This is a genomic window from Streptomyces sp. NPDC111628 (genome assembly GCF_055635195.1).
The window spans coordinates 152220-174323 of the sequence record NZ_JBVKBZ010000007.1; the positions used below are offsets into that span (position 1 = coordinate 152220).

At 71.4% G+C, this 22104-nt stretch carries 18 protein-coding genes; 6 read left to right on the forward strand and 12 right to left on the reverse strand.

The annotated features are described in order from the left end of the window. The first annotated feature begins 3 nt into the window (after nucleotides 1–3). From zwf to pgl, 3 genes are read left to right on the forward strand one after another with little or no spacing between them, the layout of a single operon-like run. Nucleotides 4–1527 carry a glucose-6-phosphate dehydrogenase gene (zwf, locus tag ACZ7MF_RS33320; RefSeq protein WP_356861699.1) on the forward strand — a complete coding sequence of 508 codons (1524 nt, stop codon included), beginning with the start codon at nucleotides 4–6 and terminating at the stop codon, nucleotides 1525–1527. Next, nucleotides 1524–2576 carry a glucose-6-phosphate dehydrogenase assembly protein OpcA gene (gene opcA / locus ACZ7MF_RS33325; protein WP_471481973.1) on the forward strand — a complete coding sequence of 351 codons (1053 nt, stop codon included), beginning with the start codon at nucleotides 1524–1526 and terminating at the stop codon, nucleotides 2574–2576. Before zwf ends, opcA begins: the two co-directional genes overlap by 4 nt. Beyond that, entirely contained in the window at nucleotides 2573–3358 is a 786-nt protein-coding gene (gene pgl / locus ACZ7MF_RS33330) for a 6-phosphogluconolactonase (protein ID WP_087809983.1), read from the forward strand. The genes opcA and pgl overlap by 4 nt, the downstream gene beginning before the upstream one ends. Nucleotides 3359–3504: 146 nt before the next feature. Here the strand turns inward: pgl and pgi are convergent, their stop codons facing one another. The 11 genes from pgi to uvrC all read right to left on the reverse strand — a co-directional run bounded on the left by pgi (nucleotide 3505) and on the right by uvrC (nucleotide 17967). Continuing rightward, entirely contained in the window at nucleotides 3505–5157 is a 1653-nt protein-coding gene (gene pgi / locus ACZ7MF_RS33335) for a glucose-6-phosphate isomerase (RefSeq protein ID WP_471481974.1), read from the reverse strand. Nucleotides 5158–5274: 117 nt separating this feature from the next. Then, nucleotides 5275–5610, reverse strand: a complete 336-nt coding sequence (locus tag ACZ7MF_RS33340) for an RNA polymerase-binding protein RbpA (RefSeq protein ID WP_003976875.1) — start codon at nucleotides 5608–5610, stop codon at nucleotides 5275–5277. Nucleotides 5611–5823: 213 nt separating this feature from the next. Next, nucleotides 5824–6060 carry a preprotein translocase subunit SecG gene (secG, locus tag ACZ7MF_RS33345; protein ID WP_471481975.1) on the reverse strand — a complete coding sequence of 79 codons (237 nt, stop codon included), beginning with the start codon at nucleotides 6058–6060 and terminating at the stop codon, nucleotides 5824–5826. A 135-nt stretch (nucleotides 6061–6195) separates the two neighbouring features. Then, nucleotides 6196–6972 carry a triose-phosphate isomerase gene (gene tpiA / locus ACZ7MF_RS33350; protein ID WP_471481976.1) on the reverse strand — a complete coding sequence of 259 codons (777 nt, stop codon included), beginning with the start codon at nucleotides 6970–6972 and terminating at the stop codon, nucleotides 6196–6198. 5 nt (nucleotides 6973–6977) lie between these two features. Then, nucleotides 6978–8189 carry a phosphoglycerate kinase gene (locus tag ACZ7MF_RS33355; protein WP_471481977.1) on the reverse strand — a complete coding sequence of 404 codons (1212 nt, stop codon included), beginning with the start codon at nucleotides 8187–8189 and terminating at the stop codon, nucleotides 6978–6980. Between the two features lie 134 nt (nucleotides 8190–8323). Continuing rightward, nucleotides 8324–9334: a type I glyceraldehyde-3-phosphate dehydrogenase gene (gene gap / locus ACZ7MF_RS33360; protein WP_471481978.1), complete on the reverse strand. Its 1011-nt coding sequence runs from the start codon at nucleotides 9332–9334 to the stop codon at nucleotides 8324–8326. A 227-nt stretch (nucleotides 9335–9561) separates the two neighbouring features. Next, nucleotides 9562–12543 (reverse strand): M14 family metallopeptidase, encoded by a 2982-nt coding sequence (locus ACZ7MF_RS33365; RefSeq protein ID WP_471481979.1) that lies wholly within the window; start codon nucleotides 12541–12543, stop codon nucleotides 9562–9564. A gap of 196 nt (nucleotides 12544–12739) precedes the next feature. After that, nucleotides 12740–13732: a DNA-binding protein WhiA gene (whiA, locus tag ACZ7MF_RS33370; protein WP_059300230.1), complete on the reverse strand. Its 993-nt coding sequence runs from the start codon at nucleotides 13730–13732 to the stop codon at nucleotides 12740–12742. Then, nucleotides 13723–14814 carry a gluconeogenesis factor YvcK family protein gene (locus tag ACZ7MF_RS33375; protein WP_471481980.1) on the reverse strand — a complete coding sequence of 364 codons (1092 nt, stop codon included), beginning with the start codon at nucleotides 14812–14814 and terminating at the stop codon, nucleotides 13723–13725. Before ACZ7MF_RS33375 ends, whiA begins: the two co-directional genes overlap by 10 nt. A gap of 7 nt (nucleotides 14815–14821) precedes the next feature. Next, nucleotides 14822–15784, reverse strand: coding sequence for an RNase adapter RapZ (gene rapZ, locus ACZ7MF_RS33380; RefSeq protein WP_471481981.1), 963 nt, complete (start codon nucleotides 15782–15784; stop codon nucleotides 14822–14824). Beyond that, the gene (gene uvrC / locus ACZ7MF_RS33385) at nucleotides 15781–17967 is read right to left on the reverse strand and encodes an excinuclease ABC subunit UvrC (RefSeq protein ID WP_471481982.1); all 2187 of its coding nucleotides are present in this window, start codon (nucleotides 17965–17967) and stop codon (nucleotides 15781–15783) included. The genes rapZ and uvrC overlap by 4 nt, the downstream gene beginning before the upstream one ends. Nucleotides 17968–18320: 353 nt before the next feature. Between uvrC and ACZ7MF_RS33390 the strand changes: the two genes are divergently transcribed. Further along, nucleotides 18321–19271, forward strand: coding sequence for a hypothetical protein (locus ACZ7MF_RS33390; protein WP_471481983.1), 951 nt, complete (start codon nucleotides 18321–18323; stop codon nucleotides 19269–19271). 17 nt (nucleotides 19272–19288) lie between these two features. Here the strand turns inward: ACZ7MF_RS33390 and ACZ7MF_RS33395 are convergent, their stop codons facing one another. After that, nucleotides 19289–19714 (reverse strand): Rieske (2Fe-2S) protein, encoded by a 426-nt coding sequence (locus tag ACZ7MF_RS33395; RefSeq protein WP_471481984.1) that lies wholly within the window; start codon nucleotides 19712–19714, stop codon nucleotides 19289–19291. A 234-nt stretch (nucleotides 19715–19948) separates the two neighbouring features. Between ACZ7MF_RS33395 and ACZ7MF_RS33400 the strand changes: the two genes are divergently transcribed. Both ACZ7MF_RS33400 and ACZ7MF_RS33405 read left to right on the forward strand, forming a co-directional pair. After that, nucleotides 19949–21055 (forward strand): LacI family DNA-binding transcriptional regulator, encoded by a 1107-nt coding sequence (locus ACZ7MF_RS33400; RefSeq protein WP_471481985.1) that lies wholly within the window; start codon nucleotides 19949–19951, stop codon nucleotides 21053–21055. Next, nucleotides 21052–21960, forward strand: a complete 909-nt coding sequence (locus ACZ7MF_RS33405) for a carbohydrate kinase family protein (protein WP_471481986.1) — start codon at nucleotides 21052–21054, stop codon at nucleotides 21958–21960. The genes ACZ7MF_RS33400 and ACZ7MF_RS33405 overlap by 4 nt, the downstream gene beginning before the upstream one ends. Nucleotides 21961–22104: the final 144 nt, after the last annotated feature.

Below are 22104 nucleotides of genomic sequence, written 5' to 3' on the forward strand. Positions count from 1 at the left end.
GAATTGTCAAGCAGCAACCCGCTGCGTGACCCCGCAGACCGACGGCTCCCGCGTATCGCGGGGCCGTCGGGTCTGGTCATCTTCGGCGTCACCGGCGATCTGTCCCGCAAGAAGCTCATGCCCGCCGTGTACGACCTCGCCAACCGGGGTCTGCTGCCGCCGGGCTTCTCGCTCGTCGGGTTCGCCCGCCGCGACTGGGAGCACGAGGACTTCGCCCAGGTCGTGCACGACGCCGTCAAGGAACACTCCCGCACACCGTTCCGCGAGGAGGTCTGGCAGCAGCTCATCCAGGGGATGCGCTTCGTCCAGGGCACCTTCGACGACGACGACGCCTTCGAGCGGCTGCGCGGCACCATCGAGGAGCTGGACAAGGCACAGGGCACGGGCGGCAACTTCGCCTTCTACCTGTCGGTGCCGCCGAAGTCCTTCCCGGTGGTCATCCAGCAGCTGAAGAAGCACGGGCTGGCCGACCAGTCGAGCGGCTCCTGGCGCCGCGCGGTGATCGAGAAGCCGTTCGGCCACGACCTGAAGTCGGCCGAGGAGCTGAACGCGATCGTCCACGACGTGTTCGGTTCCGACCAGGTCTTCCGCATCGACCACTACCTGGGCAAGGAGACCGTCCAGAACATCCTGGCGCTGCGCTTCGCCAACACGATGTTCGAGCCGATCTGGAACCGGTCCTACGTCGACCACATCCAGATCACCATGGCCGAGGACATCGGCATCGGCGGCCGGGCCGGCTACTACGACGGCATCGGCGCGGCGCGCGACGTCATCCAGAACCACCTCCTCCAGCTGCTCGCGCTGACCGCGATGGAGGAGCCCGCCTCCTTCGACGCGGACGCGCTGGCGGCGGAGAAGACCAAGGTGCTCGGCGCGGTCCGGCTCCCCAAGGACCTGGGCCGGGACACCGTGCGCGGCCAGTACGCGGCCGGGTGGCAGGGCGGCGCCAAGGCCGTCGGCTACCTCGAAGAGGACGGCATCGACCCCAAGTCGAAGACCGACACCTACGCCGCGATCAAGGTGGGCATCGACAACCGCCGCTGGGCGGGCGTCCCCTTCTACCTGCGCACCGGCAAGCGTCTGGGCCGTCGCGTCACGGAGATCGCGGTCGTCTTCCAGCGGGCCCCGCACTCCCCCTTCGACACGACGGCCACCGAGGAACTCGGCTCGAACGCGATCGTCATCCGCGTGCAGCCCGACGAGGGCGTCACCGTCCGCTTCGGTTCCAAGGTGCCCGGCACGTCGATGGAGATCCGGGACGTGTCGATGGACTTCGCGTACGGCGAGTCCTTCACCGAGTCCAGCCCGGAGGCGTACGAGCGCCTGATCCTGGACGTCCTCCTGGGCGACGCCAACCTCTTCCCGCGCACCGAGGAGGTCGAGCTGTCCTGGAAGATCCTCGACCCGATCGAGGAGTACTGGGACGAGCACGGCACCCCGGCCCAGTACCCGGCCGGCACCTGGGGGCCCGTCGAGGCGGACGACATGCTGGAACGAGACGGACGGAGCTGGCGCCGGCCATGAAGACCGACCTGACGGACACCACGGCCAGCAAGATCAACAAGGCGCTGGTGCTCGGCCGCCGGGCGATCGGCACCCCGGCCATCGGCATGGTGCTCACCCTGGTCATCGTCACCGACGAGGAGAACGCGTACGACGCGCTGAAGGCCGCGAGCGACGCCGCGCACGAGCACCCCTCGCGCACGCTCGTCGTGATCAAGCGGGTCTCGCGCTCGCCGCGGGACCGCACCCGGTCCCGGCTCGACGCCGAGGTGCGCCTCGGCGCCGACGCGGGCACCGGCGAGACGATCGTGCTGCGGCTGTACGGCGACGTCGTCGACCACGCCCAGTCGGTGGTCCTGCCGCTGCTGCTGCCGGACGCGCCGGTCGTGGTCTGGTGGCCGGTGAACGCGCCGCTCGACCCGGCGAAGGACCCGCTGGGCGCCCTCGCGCAGCGCCGGGTCACCGACACCTACGCCTGCGAGGAGCCGATACGGGAGCTGGTGGCCCGCGCCGACGCCTACGCGCCGGGGGACACCGACCTGTCGTGGACGCGCATCACGCCGTGGCGCTCGATGCTGGCGGCGGCCCTGGACCAGGTCGACTGCGAGGTGCAGTCGGTCGAGGTGGAGGGCGAGGAGTTCAACCCCAGCTGTGAGCTGCTGGCGATGTGGCTCGCCGACCGGCTGGACGTGCCGGTGAAGCGCACGGTGTCGAGCGGCCCGGGTCTGACCGCGGTCCGCCTGGACACCGACTGCGGTCCGGTCGTCCTGGACCGGGCCGACGGGACGCTGGCGAACCTCTCCATCCAGGGCCAGCCGGCCCGCGCGGTCGCCCTCAAGCGCCGCGAGACGGCCGAGCTGATCGCGGAGGAGCTGCGCCGCCTGGACCCGGACGACACGTACGCCTCGGCGCTGCGGTACGGCGTGGACCGGCTGAACGCGCCGGCCAAAGGAGACCGGGCCGACGAGGGCGCCCTCGCGGTCGCCGCTCCCGTCGGGGCGGTCGCGAAGGCTCCCGCGAAGGACGCGGCGCAGGAGAAGACACCGGTGAGGAAGGCGGCGGCGAAATGAGCGACACCCCGCAGCTGGTCGTGCACCGTGACAAGGAGCTGATGGCCGAGGCCGCGGCGGCCCGCCTGATCACGAAGATCGTGGACGCGCAGGCCTCCCGGGGCAGCGCGTCCGTGGTCCTCACCGGCGGCCGCAACGGCAACGGCCTGCTCGCGGCGCTGGCCGGCTCCCCGGCCCGGGACGCGATCGACTGGAGCCGCCTCGACCTGTGGTGGGGCGACGAGCGGTTCCTGCCGGAGGGCGATCCGGAGCGCAACGTCACCCAGGCGCACCAGGCGCTCCTCGACGCGGTGCCGCTGGACCCGAAGCGGGTGCACGCGATGGCGGCCTCCGACGGCCCCTACGGCTCGGACGTGGAGGCCGCAGCGGCGGCCTACGCGCAGGAGCTGGCCACGGCCTCCGTCCCCGAGAACCACGCCGCGGTCCCGTCCTTCGACGTCCTGCTCCTCGGCGTCGGCCCGGACACCCATGTGGCGTCGCTCTTCCCGGAGCACCCGGGAGTCCGGGAGACGGAGCGCACGGTGATCGGCGTCCACGGCTCCCCCAAGCCGCCGCCCATCCGCATCTCCCTGACCCTGCCCGCGATCCGCGCCGCCCGTGAGGTGTGGCTGCTCGCGGCGGGCGAGGACAAGGCGAACGCGGTGGCGATGGCCCTGTCGGGCGCGGGCGAGATCCAGGCCCCGGCAGCGGGCGCCCGGGGCCGCGCCCGCACCCTGTGGCTCCTGGACTCGGCGGCGGCATCACAACTGCCGAGATCCCTCTACCCACCGGCGTCGGCCTAATCAGCCCGTTGGGGGTGCCCCCTCTGGGGGAGTTTGAGGACGAGGCCGTTCAGGCCGAAAGCGGGGGTCTGGGGGCGGCAGCCCCCAGGGAAGGGAACGGGAAGGGGCGGCGGGGGCGAAAACCTCCCGCCGCCCCTTCGGCACGTTCACGCCCGCCCGCGCAACTCCCGGTAGACGGCCACCAGCGCGGCCGTGGACGGATCGAGGCCGGGCACCTCCGCGCCCTCGGTCAGCGCGGGCTCGATCCGCTTGGCGAGCACCTTGCCGAGTTCGACACCCCACTGGTCGAAGGAGTCGATGTTCCAGATCGCACCCTGCACGAACACCTTGTGCTCGTACAGCGCGACGAGCTGGCCGAGTACGGAGGGGGTCAGCTCGGCGGCCAGGACGGTCGTGGTGGGGTGGTCGCCGCGGAAGGTCTTGTGCGGGACCAGTTCCTCGGGCACTCCCTCCGCGCGTACCTCGTCCGGGGTCTTGCCGAAGGCGAGGGCCTGGGTCTGCGCGAAGAAGTTGGCCATCAGCAGGTCGTGCTGGGCCTTCAGCTCCTCGCTCAGCTCGCCCACCGGCCGCGCGAAGCCGATGAAGTCCGCCGGGATCAGCTTCGTACCCTGGTGGATCAGCTGGTAGTACGCGTGCTGCCCGTTGGTGCCCGGCGTGCCCCACACCACCGGCCCGGTCTGCCACTGAACCGGATTCCCGTCCCGGTCCACGGACTTGCCGTTGGACTCCATGTCGAGCTGCTGGAGATACGCGGTGAACTTCGACAAGTAGTGCGAGTACGGCAGCACCGCATGCGACTGCGCGCCCAGGAAGTCGCCGTACCAAACCCCCAACAGGCCCATCAGCAGAGGCACGTTGGACTCGGCGGGGGCGGTGCGGAAGTGTTCGTCGACCAGGTGGAAGCCGTCGAGCATCTCCCGGAAGCGGTCCGGGCCGACGGCGATCATCAGGGACAGCCCGATGGCCGAGTCGAAGGAGTACCGGCCGCCGACCCAGTCCCAGAACTCGAACATGTTGGCCGTGTCGATGCCGAATCCGGAGACCTTCTCGGCGTTGGTCGACAGGGCCACGAAGTGCTTCGCGACCGCGGCCTCGTCACCGAGCGCGGCCAGCAGCCACGAGCGCGCCGAGGTGGCGTTGGTGATCGTCTCGATGGTGGTGAAGGTCTTGGAGGCGATGATGAACAGCGTCTCGGCCGGGTCCAGGTCCCGGACCGCCTCGTGCAGGTCCGCGCCGTCCACGTTGGACACGAAGCGCAGGGTCAGCGAGCGGTCGGTGAAGGCCCGCAGCGCCTCGTAGGCCATCGCCGGACCGAGGTCGGAGCCGCCGATGCCGATGTTGACGACGTTCTTGATGCGCTTGCCGGTGTGCCCGGTCCACTCGCCGGAGCGGACCCGGTCGGCGAAGCCGGCCATCTTGTCCAGCACGGCGTGCACCTTGGGGACGACGTTCTCGCCGTCGACCTCGATCACCGCGTCCCGCGGGGCGCGCAGCGCCGTGTGCAGCACCGCCCGGTCCTCGGTGATGTTGATGCGCTCACCGCGGAACATCGCGTCACGCAGCCCGGACACGCCGGTCGCGGCGGCCAGCTCCTGGAGCAGCGCCAGCGTCTCGTCGGTGACGAGGTTCTTCGAGTAGTCGACGTGCAGGTCTCCCACGCGCAGCGTCCAGCCGGTGCCGCGCCCCGGGTCGGCGGCGAACAGCTCGCGCAGCCGCACCTCGCCGAGCTGCTCGCGGTGCTTGACCAGCGCGGCCCATTCGGGCGTCTGGTGGAGCCTGGTACGGCCGTCTGCGTTCATGTCGGACGTCAGCCTTCTTCCTTGGGTGTCCCAGCTGTCCCGGCTGTACAGCTGTTCCAACCTAAGTGATCAGGAGTGAAGGCGACCGACGGAGACGGAAACCGACGGTGTACGGAGCTAGATCTCGCCGCGCAGTTTGGCGAGTGCCTCGGCGAGGATCGCCTCGCCGTCCGCGTCGCTGCGGCGTTCGCGCACGTACGCGAGGTGGGTCTTGTAGGGCTCGGTGCGCGGCGGGTCCGGGGGATTGTCCCGGTCCTGTCCGGCGGGGAAGCCGCAGCGCGGGCAGTCCCAGGTCTCCGGGACCTGGGCGTCGCTCGCGAAGCTCGGCTGTGTCTCGTGTCCGTTGGAGCACCAGAAGGAGATGCGCAGACGCGGCGCGGACTCGCCACGCTCGGCCTCGCCCATCGGCCCCGCCCCGACCCGGCTTCCCCGGATCGCGTTGCCACTTGCCACGGTCGTAACTCCCTGCGTGATGGTGCCGCAAAGCGAGTCGGCGTTTCGCTTCGCTGCGAGCGCCTCAGTCTACGTAAGGCCCAACGCGCGTCCAGTATTTGGAGTTACAAGCTCCACTGCACAGACGCAAGCCCCATGATAGGCGGCGCGCCGAGGCGCGTACCGGACATGGGGCTTTACGTGCACAAGTGTGTGACGGGGCGACCGGACCCCTCAGTTGTTGGCCTTCATGAGCAGGGCGAGCACCATGATGCACGCGAACCAGCACAGACCGACCACGACGGTGATCCGGTCGAGGTTGCGCTCGGCGACCGAAGAGCCACCGACGGAGGACTGCATGCCGCCACCGAACATGTCGGAGAGGCCGCCGCCCTTCCCCTTGTGCATCAGCACCAGCAGCATCAGCAGCCCGCTGAAGACGATCAGGGCGATCGAAAACCCCAAAACCACGGCTGGACCAACTTCCTCGGATTCGGATGGACGACGGGGGCACGGTGACAGCAGGCCACCATGCCCCCGCAAGGGTACGACGTATCGCCGCTAGCGCATACTCACTGGTCGATCTGCCTCTCGACCAGGCACCGGCTACTGGTCGCGGAAGCGGACGATCTTGACGAACTCGTCCGAGTCCAGCGAGGCGCCGCCGACCAGGGCGCCGTCGATGTCGGGCTTCGCCATGATCTCGGCGACGTTGCCGGACTTGACGGAGCCGCCGTACTGGATGCGGACCTGGTCGGCCAGCTCCTGGGAGTACAGCTCGGCGACCTTGCCGCGGATCGCCGCGCAGACCTCCTGGGCGTCGTCGGAGCCGCAGACCTTGCCGGTACCGATGGCCCACACGGGCTCGTAGGCGATCACGACGGACTCGGCCTGCTCGGCCGGGAGGTCCTTCAGGCCGCCCTCGACCTGGGCGAGGGTGTGCTCGACGTGGTTGCCCGCCTCGCGGACGTCCAGCTCCTCGCCGACGCACAGGATCGGGGTCAGACCGTGCTTGTAGGCGGCCTTGACCTTGGCGTTCACGACCTCGTCGGTCTCGGCGTGGTACTGCCGGCGCTCGGAGTGGCCGACGGCCACGTACGCGCACTTCAGCTTGGCCAGCATCGGGCCCGAGATCTCGCCGGTGTAGGCGCCGCCGTCGTACGCGGAGATGTCCTGGGCACCGTACTTGATCTTGAGCTTGTCCCCGTCGACCAGGGTCTGCACGGAGCGCAGGTCGGTGAAGGGGGCGAGGACGGCGACCTCGACGGCGTCGTAGTCCTTGTCCGCGAGGGCGAAGGCGAGCTTCTGGACGTGGGCGATGGCCTCCAGGTGGTTGAGGTTCATCTTCCAGTTGCCCGCCATCAGCGGCGTGCGGGTGGTCATCGGGGTCAGTCCTCCAGTGCGGCGAGGCCGGGGAGCGTCTTGCCCTCGAGGTATTCGAGGGAGGCGCCGCCGCCGGTCGAGATGTGGCCGAATGCGTTCTCGTCGAAGCCGAGGGTGCGGACGGCCGCGGCGGAGTCGCCGCCGCCGACCACGGTGAAGCCCGGGGCGTCGACGAGGGCCTGGGCGACCGTCTTGGTGCCCTCGGCGTAGTCGGGGTGCTCGAAGACGCCCATGGGACCGTTCCAGAAGACGGTGCCGGCGTCGGCGAGCTTGGACGCGTACAGCTTGCGGGACTCCGGACCGATGTCCAGGCCCATCCGGTCCGCCGGGACGGCGTCCGCGGCGACGGTGGTGGCGTTGGCCGGTGCCTTGGTCTTCAGGTCCGGGAACTCGGGCCCGACCACGACGTCGACGGGCAGGACCAGCTCGACGCCGTTCTTCTCGGCGCGCTCCATGTACTCCTTGACGGCCGGGATCTGGTCCTCCTGGAGGAGGGAGATGCCGACCTCGTACCCCTTGGCCTTGAGGAAGGTGTACGCCATGCCGCCGCCGATGAGGATCCGGTCGGCCTTGCCGAGCAGCTGGTCGATGACGGCGAGCTTGTCGGAGACCTTGGCGCCGCCGAGTGCGACCACGTACGGGCGCTTCACTTCGTCGGTGAGCTTCTTGAGGACGCCGACCTCGGTGGCGATGAGGTACCCGGCGTAGTGCGGGAGCCGCTTCGGCAGGTCGAAGACGGACGCGTGCCCCCGGTGCACCGCGCCGAAGCCGTCGCCGACGTAGACGTCCGCGAGGCCGGCCAGCCTGTCGGCGAAGGCGGCCCGCTCGGCGTCGTCCTTGCTGGTCTCGCCCGCGTTGAAGCGCAGGTTCTCGATGACGGCGACACCGCCGTCGGCGAGGCCGGAGACGGCGGCCTCGGCGGAGGTGCCGACGGTGTCCTCGGCGAAGGCGACGTCGGCGCCGAGCAGTTCACCGAGGCGGGCGGCGGCCGGGGCGAGGGAGAAGGCGGGGTCCGGGGCGCCCTTGGGGCGGCCCAGGTGCGAGGCGACGATCACGCGGGCGCCCGCGTCGGCCAGCGCCTTGACGGTGGGCACTACCGCACGGATGCGGCCGTCGTCGGTGATGGTGGTGCCGTCCAGCGGGACGTTCAGGTCGGCGCGGACGAAGACGCGCTTGCCCGCGACGCCTTCGGAGAGCAGTTCGTCGATCGTCTTCAAGAGGGCTCCTGGGTTCTCGGATCGCTCGTGATCCTACGAGGGCTGGTGGCGGCGGACGCGACGCAGGGCCCGGGCAGCGCGACCTTGCGCTGCCCGAGCCCTGCTACCGCATCGAGGTGCCTTGCTGAAGTCGATCAGAGCTGGTTGCCGACGAAGACCGTGAGGTCGACGAGGCGGTTCGAGTAGCCCCACTCGTTGTCGTACCAGCCGAGGATCTTCACCGACTTGCCGTCCTGGACCATGGTCAGGGACGAGTCGAAGGTGCAGGAGGCCGGGTCGCCGACGATGTCCGAGGAGACGATCGCGTCCTCGGTGTAGAACAGGAAGCCCTTGAGGTCGCCGTCGTCGGCGGCCTTCTTGAACGCGGCGTTGACCTCGTCCTTGGTGACCTCGCGCTGGAGCTCCACGACCAGGTCGGTGGCCGAGCCGGTGGGGACCGGGACGCGCATCGCGATGCCGTCGAGCTTGCCCTTGAGCTGCGGCAGCACCAGCGCGGTGGCCTTGGCGGCGCCCGTGGTGGTCGGGATGATGTTCTCCGCGGCGGCACGGGCGCGGCGCAGGTCCTTGTGCGGGAAGTCCAGGATGCGCTGGTCGTTCGTGTACGCGTGGACCGTCGTCATCAGGCCCTTGACGATGCCGAAGTTCTCGTCGAGGACCTTGGCCATCGGCGCCACACAGTTGGTGGTGCAGGAGGCGTTGGAGATGACGTGGTGGTTCGCCGGGTCGTACTTGTCCTGGTTGACGCCCATCACGATGGTGATGTCCTCGTCCTTGGCCGGAGCCGAGATGAGGACCTTCTTCGCGCCACCGGCGATGTGCTTCTCCGCGTCCGCCTTCTTCGTGAAGATGCCGGTCGACTCGATCACGATGTCGACGCCCAGCTCGCCCCACGGGATGTCGGCCGGGTTGCGCTCGGACAGGACCTTGATGGTCTTGCCGTCGACGGTGATGGTGTCCTCGGTGTGCGAGACCTCCGCCTTGAGGCGGCCGAGGATGGTGTCGTACTTCAGCAGATGGGCGGTGGTCGCGGTGTCACCCAGGTCGTTGACAGCCACGATCTCGATGTCCGCACCCTGCTCCAGCAGCGCGCGGAAGTAGTTACGACCGATGCGGCCAAAGCCGTTGATGCCTACGCGGATCGTCACGAACCGATCTCCTCGTTGGTACGCCGGCCCGATGTGCCGGCGAGCTGTATTTGGGATGTCCCCGACCACCTCCGACCCTACCTCCCTACGGCGTCGGGGGTGACATCGAGACGCCCCATACCCGGCAGGGCGGTCCGTACCCGCCAGTAGGGGTACGGACCGCCCTGGGCGTCGGGGACCGTTCACCCGATGTGGTTACACCGGGTCAGTCCTCCGCACGCCGGAGTTCACTCGTCCAGGGCATGCAGCGCCTGCCGGACCAGTGCCGCGCGGGCGGCCGGTTCGGCGAGGTGCTCCAGGCCGAAGCCGAGCAGCACGGTGTCGTCCGTGGTGACGGCGCCGTAGGTCTGGAACAGGGTCCCGGTGCGGGTCCAGTCCTTCAGGACGGCGGGGCTGCCCGCGGGCGGGCCGGATGCCTGCCAGGCGCCCAGCGAGGTCTCGAAGCCCTCGGTCTGCGTCGCCGTGCCCCCGACGACCAGGGAGGCCTCGTCGGCGAGGACGCCGCGGCCGCCGCTGCCGGGGTCGGTGACGTAGGCGATCGACAGCTCCACGGACTTTCCGGCGTAGGCGCTCAGGTCGAACTCGACCTGTTTCCAGCCGCCGGAGGAGCCGGTGAGGCTGTTCCACTGCCCGGTGCTGCCGGTCGCGGTGCAGCCCTCGTCGGACAGGGTCAGGTAGTGCGCCAGCCAGGGGTGCCCGGCCAGGTAGAACCCGGCCGCGCACTCGGCGGGTACGGCCGTGCCGGTGGCGCCGTTCGCCTCGGGCAGCGTGGTCCAGTCGTCGGCGCCGGTGGTGTGCGCCTCGACGAGGGCGTTGTCGTAGCCGCGCTCGGTGTCCCACAGCAGCTGGGTGCGGAGCGTGGGGCGTTCGGAAGCGGTGACTCCGGTGAGGTCGACGGTGCGGGTGAGGCGCTTGTAGGCGTCGTCGGTGTGGACGGCGGCGGCCATCCACTCCCCCGCGTAGGGACCGTACGGGTTGACCGTCCCGGCGAACTTACCGGCTCCCGCGCTCGCGAACTGCGGGTAGGTGCCGGGGTCGAGCTCGTCGGAGGTCACGCTGTACGCGCCGGCGGCGTCCAGCGGGTTGCCGGGCGCGTCGCCGAGGGTGCCGTCGGCCCTGTCGAGCTTGCCCGAGCCGGTGAACCCGGTGGCGCCGGAGGTGGCGGTGCGGGTGTAGGCGCCCAGGTAGTACTGGCTGAAGTCGTCGGAGAGGGTGCCGCCGCCGAGGTCGACGTCGCCGCCGGCCTGCTCGCCCGCCTCGATCAGCTTGCCGCCCTCGTTGAGGAAGGCGCGCAGCTGGAGCTGGGTGGCGTTGCCGGGAACCGCGGCGCCCGTGTAATGGACGACGGTGCCGAAGTGGCCGAGGACGCCGAGCGCGTCGGGGGCGCCCTGGGTGGCGACGTCCCAGACGGCGGCGCGTTGGCCGTTGGCCTTGAGGGCGTCCACGTACGTCTGGGTCTGCGTGGCCTTCGCGCCCTCCTCGGCAAGGACGAGGACGTCGGCGCGGGAGCGCTCGGCGACCTTGTACGTGAAGTGCTCGCTCTCGGTGCGCTTGCCGTGCTTGCCGTGCCGGTCGTGGGTGCCGCGCGGCGTCTCGCCGGTGAACCAGACCTCGACGCGGTCGCCGGGGTCGGCGCCCCTGACCTTGGCCCGGTACTCGTCGAAGTAGAGGTTGTCCTCACCGCCGTACGTCTCGCCGCCCCGCCAGGGCCGCAGCGTCGCGTCGTGCGTGCGTCCGCCGTTGACGCGGTACTTCAGCTCCTTGTCGCGCACGGACTTGCGGACGACGACGGAGACCTCCTGGTCGGCGCCGCGCGCGTAGGAGGTGGTGAAGGGAGCGGGGGTGAAGTCGGCGGCGTCCAGGCCCACCGAGGAGGACGGCCGGTCGGGGTGCGCGGCGGTCTCGGCGACGGAGAGCGCGAACGGGACGTTCTTGGCGAACTCCTGCTGGATCAGCTTCTCGTCGTCGGGGAAGTTGAAGCCGGACTGGCAGTCGCGCGCGTTCCACTGGTCGTCGGGGTCCACGTCGGAGGCCGTCTTGCAGGTCGACATCTCCGGGGTGAACATCGCCATGCCGTTGACGTTGGCCGCGTGCCCGTCGGCCTCGCCGTTGGTGGTGTACAGCTCCGAGGAGACCTGCGGGTGGTAGCCGGGGATCGCCGAGTTGTCGGGGGTGCCGGCCAGCGCCTTGTAGAGGACGTCGTCCGGGGTGTTGGTGGCCACCTGCCAGCCGACGCCGTAGAGGAGGAGTTCGGCGGCGGAGTGGTAGTTGATGCCGTACGTGAAGCCGATGCGTTTCTGGAAGGCGTCCAGCGCCTTGGTCTCGGGCTCGGAGCCCGGGCTCGCGCCGCGGTAGGTCTCGCTGGTGGGGTTGGGGGACGAGCCCTCGTCGTCGTAGCCCCACTTGTAGGCGAAGTTGCGGTTGAGGTCGACGCCGTCGCCGGTGCTGATGGTGCCGTCGCCGTTGACGTCGCGCAGGTTCTTGCGCCAGAGGCGGTTGTCGGTGCTCTCGAAGGTGTAGTCGTAGCCGTCGGGGTTGGCCGACAGGACGAACCACAGCTCGGTGGAGTCGACGATCTCCCTGATCCGCCGGTCCTTCTTGTAGTTGTCCAGGTAGTGGTGCATCAGCCGCCGGGTCATCTCCGGAGTGATCCACTCACGCGCGTGCTGGTTGGACATGTAGAGGACGGAGGGCTTGGAGCCGTCCTTCGACTTCTTCGCGTGCTTGGTGAGCTTGAGCGCCAGGATGTCCTGGCCGTTCACGGTCTTCCCGATGGAGACGACCTTGGTGAGGCCGGGGTTCTCCTGGGCGGTCCGCAGGATCTCCTCGCGCAGGCCGCCGCTGCCGCTGTACGGGCGGAAGACGCCGTCGGCGGCGGTCTCGACCCGCTTCTCGGCCTGGGTGGACAGGGTGTGCTCGGTGAGGTCGACACCCTGTTTCTCCAGCGTGCCGGCCTGCTTCTCGGTGAGGTACAGCTCGACGGCGGCGGTTCCCCGGTCGGGTACCTGCTCGCCGAGTTCGTGGCCGTCCTGGCCGGTGGCCAGCAGCAGGGGTACCTGCTCCTTGGTGACGTCGGCGCGGAAGACCTTCACTTCGTTCGCGTCCGGGGTCCCCGGGTCCGCGGGTTGTGCCTGGGCGATGGGCGCGAAGCTCGCTCCGCCGATCAGGAGCGCGCCGACAGCGAGGATCGATCTCGCTCTTCGTCTCATGAACCCCCCTAGATGGGGCCTGTCCGACAGGCCTGGGTCCGCCACAGCAGCGAACAGATGCCAGGCTCATGACAGCTCATGATCGAGTCAAGAGTGCGGCAAGGACACGCGAAAGCCGGTGCCGGTCACCCAAGTGGGCGCCGGCACCGGCTGGTTGTCCTCGTTCCGTACGGCTCGGGGCCACGGGGGCGTCCGGTCAGCCGACGAGGTTGTCGGCCATCTCCTCCTCGCCGAGGTTGGCGTCCGTACCGGCGATGCCGAGGTCCGAGGCCCGCTTGTCGGCCATGGCCAGCAGGCGGCGGATGCGTCCGGCGACGGCGTCCTTGGTCAGCGGCGGGTCGGCGAGGGCGCCCAGCTCCTCCAGGGACGCCTGCTTGTGCTCCATGCGCAACCGTCCCGCCGCGGCGAGGTGCTCGGGCACGTCGTCGGCGAGGATCTCCAGGGCGCGCTGCACCCGGGCACCGGCGGCGACGGCCGCGCGGGCGGAGCGGCGCAGGTTGGCGTCGTCGAAGTTGGCGAGCCGGTTGGCGGTGGCGCGGACCTCGCGCCGCAGCCTGCGCTCCTCCCAGGCCAGCACCGAGTCGTGGGCGCCGAGCCGGGTGAGCAGCGCGCCGATCGCGTCCCCGTCGCGGACCACGACCCGGTCCACGCCGCGCACCTCGCGGGCCTTGGCCGGGATCGACAGCCGGCGGGCGGCGCCGACCAGGGCGAGCGCCGCCTCGGGGCCCGGGCAGGTCACCTCCAGGGAGGAGGAGCGGCCGGGCTCGGTGAGCGAGCCGTGCGCGAGGAACGCCCCGCGCCAGGCCGCCTCGGCGTCGCAGGTGGCCCCCGAGACCACCTGCGGCGGCAGGCCCCGGATCGGGCGGCCCCGGCCGTCCACCAGCCCGGTCTGCCGGGCCAGCTGGTCACCGCCCGCGACCACCCGGACCACGAAACGCGAACCGCGGCGCAGCCCGCCCGGCGCCATCACGATCAGCTCCGAGCTGTGCCCGAAGATCTCCAGGATGTCCCGCTTGAGCCGTCGCGCCGCGTTCCCGGTGTCCAGCTCCGCCTCGATCACGATGCGTCCGCTCACCAGGTGGAGGCCGCCGGCGAACCGCAGGACGGCGGAGACCTCCGCCTTTCTGCAGCAGGTCCGGGTGACGGGGAGCTGGGAGATCTCGCTCTTCACCGCTGCCGTCATCGCCATGGGCCGATCCTTCCATGCATCCGAAAAATACGGTCGTACGCGGCGGCCAGCAGCTCCGGGTCGTGCCTCGGGGTCCCGTCGGTCCGGGCGACCGGAGCCAGCTCGACCGCGGCACCGAACCGTTTCGCGGCGTCGGTGAGCGAGTCACGGTCGGGCACGGCGGCCTCGTCGGCCAGCACCACGTCCAGGGCGAGTTTAGGGGCGTGTCGTCCCAAAACCTCCAAATGACGCTGCGGGGAGAAGCCCTCAGTTTCTCCGGGCTGGGGGGCGAGGTTCAGCGAGAGCACCCGGCGCGCCTTCGTCTCGACCAGCGCGTCGAGCAGATCCGGCACGAGCAGGTGCGGGATGACCGAGGAGAACCAGGAGCCGGGGCCCAGCACCACCCAGTCGGCGTCCAGGACGGCGTCGACCGCCTCCGGGACGGCCGGCGGGTCGCTGGGCACCAGGTGCACGGACTGCACCTCGCCGGGCGTGAGCGCCACGGTCGCCTGCCCCCGTACGGTGTCCACCTCGTCGGGCCGCTCCGGGTCGTGGCCCCTGACCAGGGCCTGGAGCTCCAGCGGGACGGCGGACATGGGCAGCACCCGCCCGTGCGCGCCGAGCAGCTTGCCCACCAGGTCCAGCGCCTGGACGTGGTCGCCGAGCTGCTCCCACAGGGCGACGATCAGCAGATTGCCGACCGCGTGTTCGTGCAGGTCGCCCTCGGACTGGAAGCGGTGCTGGATGACGCGGGCCCAGGTCTGGCCCCAGTCGTCGTCGCCGCACAGCGCGGCCAGCGCCTTGCGCAGGTCGCCGGGCGGCAGGACGCCCAGCTCGTCGCGCAGACGCCCGCTGGAGCCGCCGTCGTCGGCGACGGTGACGACGGCGGTGAGGTCGCCCGTGATCCGGCGCAGCGCGGCGAGCGAGGCGGACAGGCCCATGCCGCCGCCGAGGGCGACGACCTTGGGCTGGGCGCCCCGGCGGCGCGGCTTGCCGCCGCGCGCCTGTTCGGGCCGGGCGGCGCGGGCGTCGGCGGGTCTGCCCCCGCGTCCCTCGGGCACCACCCGGCGCAGCCTGCTCAGCCGCGGAGTACGTCCTGTCATTCCCCTGTCATTCCCGTCCCATGTCCCGGTGGACGACCACCGTCTCCACGCCCTCGGCGGCGAGCCGGGCGGCGAGCTTCTCCGACATGGCCACGGACCGGTGCTTGCCGCCGGTGCAGCCGACGGCGACGGTCACATAGCGCTTGCCCTCCCGACGGTAGCCCGCGGCGATCAGCTGGAGCAGCTCGGCATAGCGGTCGAGGAACTCCTTGGCCCCGGGCTGGTTGAGGACGTAGCTCGACACCTCCTCGTTGAGGCCGGTGAAGGGGCGCAGCTCCGGGACCCAGTGCGGGTTGGGCAGGAAGCGCATGTCGACGACCAGGTCGGCGTCGACCGGGAGGCCGTACTTGAAGCCGAAGGACATCACCGTGGCCCGCAGCTCGGGCTCCTCCTCGCCGGCGAACTGGGCGTCCATCTTGGCGCGCAGCTCGTGCACGTTGAGGCTGGAGGTGTCGATCACCAGGTCGGCGTCGCCGCGCAGCTCGCGCAGGAGCTCGCGCTCGGCGGCGATGCCGTCGACGATGCGGCCGTCACCCTGGAGGGGGTGCGGGCGGCGCACCGACTCGAAGCGGCGCACCAGGGCGTCGTCGGAGGACTCCAGGAAGACGATCCGGCGGGTGACGCCGCGGGCGTCGAGGTCCGCGAGGGATTCCCGCAGGTTGTCGAAGAAGCGCCGGCCGCGGACGTCGACGACCACCGCGATGCGGGCCACGTTGCCCTGGGAGCGGGCGCCGAGCTCCACCATGGTGGGGATCAGCGCGGGCGGGAGGTTGTCGACGACGAACCAGCCCAGGTCCTCCAGACACTTGGCGGCCGTCGAGCGGCCGGCCCCGGACATGCCGGAGATGATCACCAGCTCGGGGATGGCCGCCTCGTGCGCCCCGGCCGTTTCCTTGCCCGTACTCACCTGTGCTCCGTCGTCCTGCGTCTGTTCTCGCTCCGCTGCGGGCTGTGCCTCGTGCTCGGTCATCTCTCCTGCCCCCGTCGTTCGTCCGGGGTGCCCGCGGACACGGGCTCCCCCGGGGCATCCGCCGTCGTCTCGGGTACCCCGTCGTCGTCATCCATGATCTCTCCGGTCGCCGTGTTCACGGCGGGTGCGGCCGGGGTGGCCCGGGCGAGGGCCACGGCGACCGTCTCGGCCGTCTTGCGGCCTATGCCGGGCACCTCGCAGATCTGGTCGATCGTCGCCGACCGCAGCTTCTTCACCGAACCGAAGTGCTTGATCAGCGCCTGCTTGCGGGTCTCTCCCAGGCCGGGCACGTCGTCCAGCGGGCCGGCGCGGAAGCGTTTGGCGCGCTTGGCGCGCTGGTAGGTGATCGCGAAGCGGTGGGCCTCGTCGCGGACCCGCTGCAGCAGGTAGAGGCCCTCGCTGGTGCGGGGCAGGACGACCGGGTCGTCCTCGCGGGGCAGCCAGACCTCCTCCAGGCGCTTGGCGAGACCGCACACGGCGATGTCGTCGATGCCCAGCTCGTCCAGCGCCCGCTGGGCGGCCGCGACCTGCGGCTGCCCGCCGTCGACGACGACGAGCTGCGGCGGGTAGGCGAAGCGCTTGGGCCGGCCGTCGTCGTCCTTGAGCGCGGGGCCGTCCGTGAGCTCCTGTCCGTCCGTGACCTCTCGCCCGCCCGTGAGCTCCCGTCCGTCCGTGAGCTCCCGTCCGTCCGTGAGGGCCGCGCCGTCGTCCGGGGCGGCGTCGCCGTCCGGGTGCCGGGCGCCGTCGGTCAGTCCCTCGCCGTCCGCCCACTCGCCGGTCTTCTCCTTCTCGGCGAGATAGCGGCGGAAGCGGCGGGTGATGACCTCGTGCATGGAACGGACGTCGTCCTGTCCCTCGAAGCCCTTGATCTGGAACCGCCGGTATTCGCTCTTGCGGGCCAGCCCGTCCTCGAAGACGACCATGGAGGCCACGACGTCGTCGCCCTGGAGGTGCGAGATGTCGTAGCACTCGATCCGCAGCGGGGCGCTGTCCAGGTCGAGGGCCCCGGCGATCTCCTCCAGCGCGCGCGAGCGCGTCGTCAGGTCGGAGGCACGCTTGGTCTTGTGCAGGACGAGGGCCTGCTGGGCATTGCGCTGGACGGTCTCCATCAGCGCCTTCTTGTCGCCGCGCTGCGGGATGCGCAGCGACACTCCCGACCCGCGGCGCTCGGTCAGCCACTGCTGGACGGGCTCGACCGGGTCGGGCAGGGCGGGGACCAGGACCTCCTTGGGGACGGCGTCCCCGCTCTCCTCGCCGTACAGCTGCTGGAGGGCGTGCTCGACGAGGGCGCCGGTGGTGATCTCCTCCACCTTGTCGGTGACCCAGCCGCGCTGACCGCGCACGCGTCCGCCGCGCACGTGGAAGATCTGGACGGCCGCCTCCAGCTCGTCCTCGGCGACCGCGATCAGGTCGGCGTCGGTGGCGTCGGCGAGGACGACCGCGCTCTTCTCCATCGCCTTCCTGAGGGCTCCGATGTCGTCGCGCAGGCGCGCCGCCCGCTCGTACTCCATCTCCTCGGCCGCCTCGGCCATCTGCCGCTCCAGGCGGCGCAGGTAGGTACCGGTGCGGCCGGCCATGAAGTCGCAGAACTCGTCGGCCAGGTCCCAGTGGTCGTCGGGGGTGATACGGCCGACGCAGGGCGCGGAGCACTTGCCGATGTATCCGAGCAGACAGGGGCGGCCGGTGCGGGCGGCGTTCTTGAAGACGCCCGCGGAGCAGGTGCGCACCGGGAAGACGCGCAGCAGGAGGTCGACGGTGTCGCGGATGGCCCAGGCGTGCCCGTACGGCCCGAAGTAGCGCACGCCCTTCTTCTTCTGGCCGCGCATCACCTGGACGCGCGGGAACTCCTCGTTCATCGTCACCGCGAGGTACGGGTAGCTCTTGTCGTCGCGGTACTTGACGTTGAACCGGGGGTCGTACTCCTTGATCCAGGAGTACTCCAGCTGCAGCGCCTCGACCTCCGTGGACACCACCGTCCATTCCACGGAGGCGGCCGTCGTGACCATGGTGCGGGTGCGCGGGTGCAGGTGCGCCAGGTCCTGGAAGTAGTTCGCCAGGCGCTGGCGCAGGCTCTTCGCCTTTCCGACGTAGATCACCCGGCGGTGCTCGTCACGGAACCTGTACACCCCCGGGGAGTCCGGGATCTCTCCCGGCCTGGGGCGGTAGCTGGAGGGGTCGGCCATGACTCACACCCTACTGGCGCGGACCGACACTTCGGCGGGCCTGTGGACGACGGGCCGGGGCCCCTGTGGACAGCCGGCGGGAGAGGCCGGAGACGACAGTGCGGGGCCGGTCGGTCACGGCGGGTGGCCCCCGGGGCTGCGGGCCCGTGCGTTCTCGGCCAGGAGCGTGTGGCGGTCGGGCGCCAGGTGTTGTCCGGACTAGGTCAACACGCTTCAATGCGGGGGGACTCGGGGCCCTGAAGCGCGGCGTACGGATGTGAAGACCTCTGCGCCGCGACCGGGGGGCGGGCGGCCCCGGCCGATCCGTGCGACGGCCTGACCAGCCGTCGTGAACTTCACAGAAGGGCCCCTGCATGCCGCACGCCACACAGCACGCGGACGTCGCCACCGCGCAACTCGACTCGGCCCTGCGCGGTGGTCCCTTCCACGTCGCCCTGCGGGCCGCGATCGCCGCCCGCGGACTGCCGCTGCAGCGCGTGCAGCACCATCTGTCGCGCCACGGGGTGAAGGTGGGCGTCACGAGTCTGAGCTACTGGCAGCAGGGCGCCCGCCGTCCGCAGCGCCCTGAGTCCCTGCGGGCGGTGCGGGCCCTGGAGGAGATACTCCAGCTGCCGGAGGAGTCGCTGATACGCCTGCTGGCCGAGGCCGACGCGGAACCCGTGGAGCGACGGCCCGCGGGCCGCTCCTACCGCGCCCACCTGGCGGCGTCGGGTGTCCTGGACCAGCTGCTGACCGAACTGGGGTACCCGTCGCCGGACGGCGGGGTGCACACCCTGGGGCATCACGAACGGATCCGGGTCGGTCCCCGCCGTGAGCTGGCGGAACGCGAGTCGCACCTCATCGTCCGTGCCCACCGCGACGGCGTGGACCGCTTCGTCGCGGTCCACTACGGCGATCCGGGATGCGTTCCCGCGCGGATGACCGTCCACGCGCTGGAGAACTGCCGCACGGGCCGTGTCCGCACCCACCAGGAAACGGGTGTGCTCCTCACCGAGCTGCTCTTCGACACGCGGCTGGGGGCCGGCGACACCCATCTCTTCCGCTACGGCGTCGAGGACGCCACGGCCGGTGTGTCGCGCGAGTACGTCCGCGGGTTCGGTACGGCGGGCGGGCAGTACGCGCTCCAGGTGCGGTTCGACGCCGCGGCGCTTCCGGTGCGCTGCCACCGCTTCACGCAGCACTCTCCGGCGGCACCGCGCGGCGGCCGGCAGGAACTGGTGCTCAGCGGGCAGCACCATTCGGTGCACCTCGTGGAGCCGCGGGTCAGGTCGGGGATGCTGGGGATCGGCTGGGACTGGGAGTAGGACGCGGCCCGTCCCGGTCAGGTCCCCGGGCTCACGACGATCCGGCCCTGCTCGACCTCGACCGGCAGCTCGACGAGCGGCACGGTCGCGGGGGCGTGCAGCACCTCGCCGGTACGGGCGTCGAACTCGCTGCCGTGGCAGTTGCAGACGAGCTTGGTCCCCTCCAGCTTCTTGATGGGGCACCCCGCGTGCGTGCACACCGTGCTGAACGCCTTCAGGGAGCCGTCCGCGGCCCGGCTGACCACCACGTTCCCGTCCGGGAAGAGCTTCGTCGCGCCCTTGGCGACGTCGCCGTCCGCGCCGAGGTCCACGGGCGCGGTCGGCCTGGCCGGCGCGGCACCGTCGTCGCCCGGGGAGCAGGCGGCCAGGCCGAGCCCGGCGACGGGTGTGGCGGCCGCCGAACGCAGGACGGTACGGCGGCTCGGGGCGGGACGGCCGGGCATGGGTTCTCCACTGGTCGGGGCGGGCAGGGCCGGGGGGTGCGGTTGTGGGGGTGGGTGCAGGGCGACGATATCCGGCGGCCCCGGCGGTTGCGGGGGCCGGGTGGCCCGGGGGCGAGGATCTCCGGCGAGCTCTCCGCCGGAGACCGCGTAAACGCTTGCGCAAGCGTTTACGCGGTACGGGGCCATGGGGTACGGTCCGGCAACAGCGCGACCGCACGCGAAGGGGGTACGCCGGTGGCGACCATGGCCGATGTGGCGCGGAGTGCCGGGGTCTCGGTGGCGACCGTCTCGCACGTGCTCAACGGCACCCGTCCGGTGCTGCCGCACACCCGCCAGGCGGTGCTGGACGCCGTCGAGGAACTGGGCTACACCACGAACACCCTCGCCCGCTCCCTGGTGACCTCCCGCACCCGCTCCATCGGGCTCGCGGTCTCGGCCATCAGCAACCCGTACTTCACGGAGATCCTCCAGGGCGTCGAGGCCAGTGCCCTGGAACACGGTTACAGCCTGCTCATCGCCGATCCGCACGACGACCCCGGACACGAACGCAAGGTCGTCCAGCTGCTGCACGAGCGGCGGGTGGACGGCATGATCGTCGCGCCCTCCGCCGAGCCCCGGGAGCTCGTCGCCTACCTCACCCGCCACCGGGTGCCGGCCGTGTTCCTCGACCGGATCGTGGACGTGCCGGAGAGTGAGGACGCCCCGCGCTTCGACCAGATCGGCGCCGAGGGCGCCGAGCCGACGGCCGGACTGGTGGGCCACCTCGCCGGGCTGGGCCACCGCCGGATCGGGCTGGTCGCGGGCCGGCCGGGCCTCAGCACGACCCGCGAGCGGATCACCGGGTACCGGCACGGTCTCGCCGCCGCCGGCCTGCCCTTCGACGAGCGGCTGCTGGTCCACGGCGACTCCGAGGCGGCGGGCGGCGAACGGGCCACGGCCGACCTGCTGTCCCTGGCGGTGCCGCCCACCGCGCTGGTCACCGCCAACAACGCGATGACCATCGGCGCCCTGCGCGCCCTGCGGGGCCGGGGCCTGTCGGTACCCGATGACCTCGCCCTGTGCTGCTTCGACGACTTCGCCTGGGCAGACCTCTTCTCCCCCCGGCTCACCGCCGTCGCCCAGCCCAGCAGGGACATCGGGGCGCGGGCCGTCCGCCTGCTCCTCGAACGCCTCGCCGCGCCGGACCGGCCCGCGCGGACCCTGCGGCTGCCCTGCACCTTCGTCCACCGCGGCTCATGCGGTTGCGCCGAGCAGCCCGGACCGCGCTCCGAGAAGTCCGGGCACGCCTCCGAGCCGTCCGGGGAAGCCCACACCAAGGCCCACGAAAGGACCCTCCCGTGATCGTCGTCGCCGGTGAGGCACTGATCGACCTGGTACCGCAGGGCACGGGCGCCCTCGCCGCGCTGCGGCCCGCGCTCGGCGGCGGTCCGTACAACACGGCCGTCGCGCTGGGCCGCCTCGGCTCCCCCGCCGCGTTCTGCTCGCGGGTGTCGTCCGACGCCTTCGGCGAGGCGCTGCTCGACCGGCTGCGCGAGACCGGCGTCGACGTCTCCCCGGTGCAGCGCGGGGCCGAGCCGACGACTCTCGCCGTGGCGTCGCTCGACCCGGACGGCTCGGCCGCGTACTCCTTCTACGTGGACGGGACGGCCGACCGGATGTTCGCGCTGCCCGCCGCGCTGCCGTCCGGTACCCGGGCCGTCTCCTTCGGGACCTGTTCGCTGGTGCTGGAGCCCGGCGCGAGCGCGTACGAGGCACTGTTGCGCGAGACGGCCGCGCGGGGTGTGTTCACCGCGCTGGACCCGAACATCCGGGCCGGGCTGATCCCGGACCCGGACGCCTACCGGGCCCGGTTCAAGAGCTGGCTGCCGTCGGTGTCGCTGCTGAAGCTGTCCGCCGAGGACGCCGAGTGGCTCGGCGGTACGCCCCGGGAGTGGCTCGCGGCGGGACCGGCCGCGGTCGTGGTGACCCGGGGCGGTGCAGGGCTGACCGCCTTCACCCGTGACGGGGGCGAGTACACGGTGCCGGGTGAGCGTGTCGAGGTGGTGGACACGATCGGGGCGGGCGACACGGTGAACGCGGCGCTCCTGCACGGCCTCGCGGCGCGGGACGCTCTCGGCGACGCGGACCTGGCCGCCCTGGGTCCGGACGGCTGGGCCCGGCTGCTGGGCTTCGCCGCCCGCGCGGCGGCGGTCACCTGTTCCCGTGCGGGCGCGGAACCGCCGTACGCCCATGAGGTCGCCGTCTGACGGAAACCGGCCGGTACGGCCCGGACCTCGCGCCGGGGCCGCTGGGAGAGGTCGTGAAGATCCCGCTCGACAGGCGGTTCGTGGAGCCCGCCGACGCCTGAAGGCCTGGCAGGGCGGACGGCGCCGGGCCCCACGGATGATCCC

Excerpts from the sequence above, each read along its gene's own strand:
- pgl (WP_087809983.1), top strand. The coding sequence starts at position 2,573 with ATGAGCGACACCCCGCAGCTGGTCGTGCACCGTGACAAGGAGCTGATG.
- whiA (WP_059300230.1), bottom strand. The coding sequence starts at position 13,732 with ATGGCGATGACGGCAGCGGTGAAGAGCGAGATCTCCCAGCTCCCCGTC.
- ACZ7MF_RS33395 (WP_471481984.1), bottom strand. The coding sequence starts at position 19,714 with ATGCCCGGCCGTCCCGCCCCGAGCCGCCGTACCGTCCTGCGTTCGGCG.
- ACZ7MF_RS33375 (WP_471481980.1), bottom strand. The coding sequence starts at position 14,814 with ATGACAGGACGTACTCCGCGGCTGAGCAGGCTGCGCCGGGTGGTGCCC.
- ACZ7MF_RS33365 (WP_471481979.1), bottom strand. The coding sequence starts at position 12,543 with ATGAGACGAAGAGCGAGATCGATCCTCGCTGTCGGCGCGCTCCTGATC.
- uvrC (WP_471481982.1), bottom strand. The coding sequence starts at position 17,967 with ATGGCCGACCCCTCCAGCTACCGCCCCAGGCCGGGAGAGATCCCGGAC.
- pgi (WP_471481974.1), bottom strand. The coding sequence starts at position 5,157 with ATGAACGCAGACGGCCGTACCAGGCTCCACCAGACGCCCGAATGGGCC.
- ACZ7MF_RS33390 (WP_471481983.1), top strand. The coding sequence starts at position 18,321 with ATGCCGCACGCCACACAGCACGCGGACGTCGCCACCGCGCAACTCGAC.
- opcA (WP_471481973.1), top strand. The coding sequence starts at position 1,524 with ATGAAGACCGACCTGACGGACACCACGGCCAGCAAGATCAACAAGGCG.
- tpiA (WP_471481976.1), bottom strand. The coding sequence starts at position 6,972 with ATGACCACCCGCACGCCGCTGATGGCGGGCAACTGGAAGATGAACCTC.
- rapZ (WP_471481981.1), bottom strand. The coding sequence starts at position 15,784 with ATGACCGAGCACGAGGCACAGCCCGCAGCGGAGCGAGAACAGACGCAG.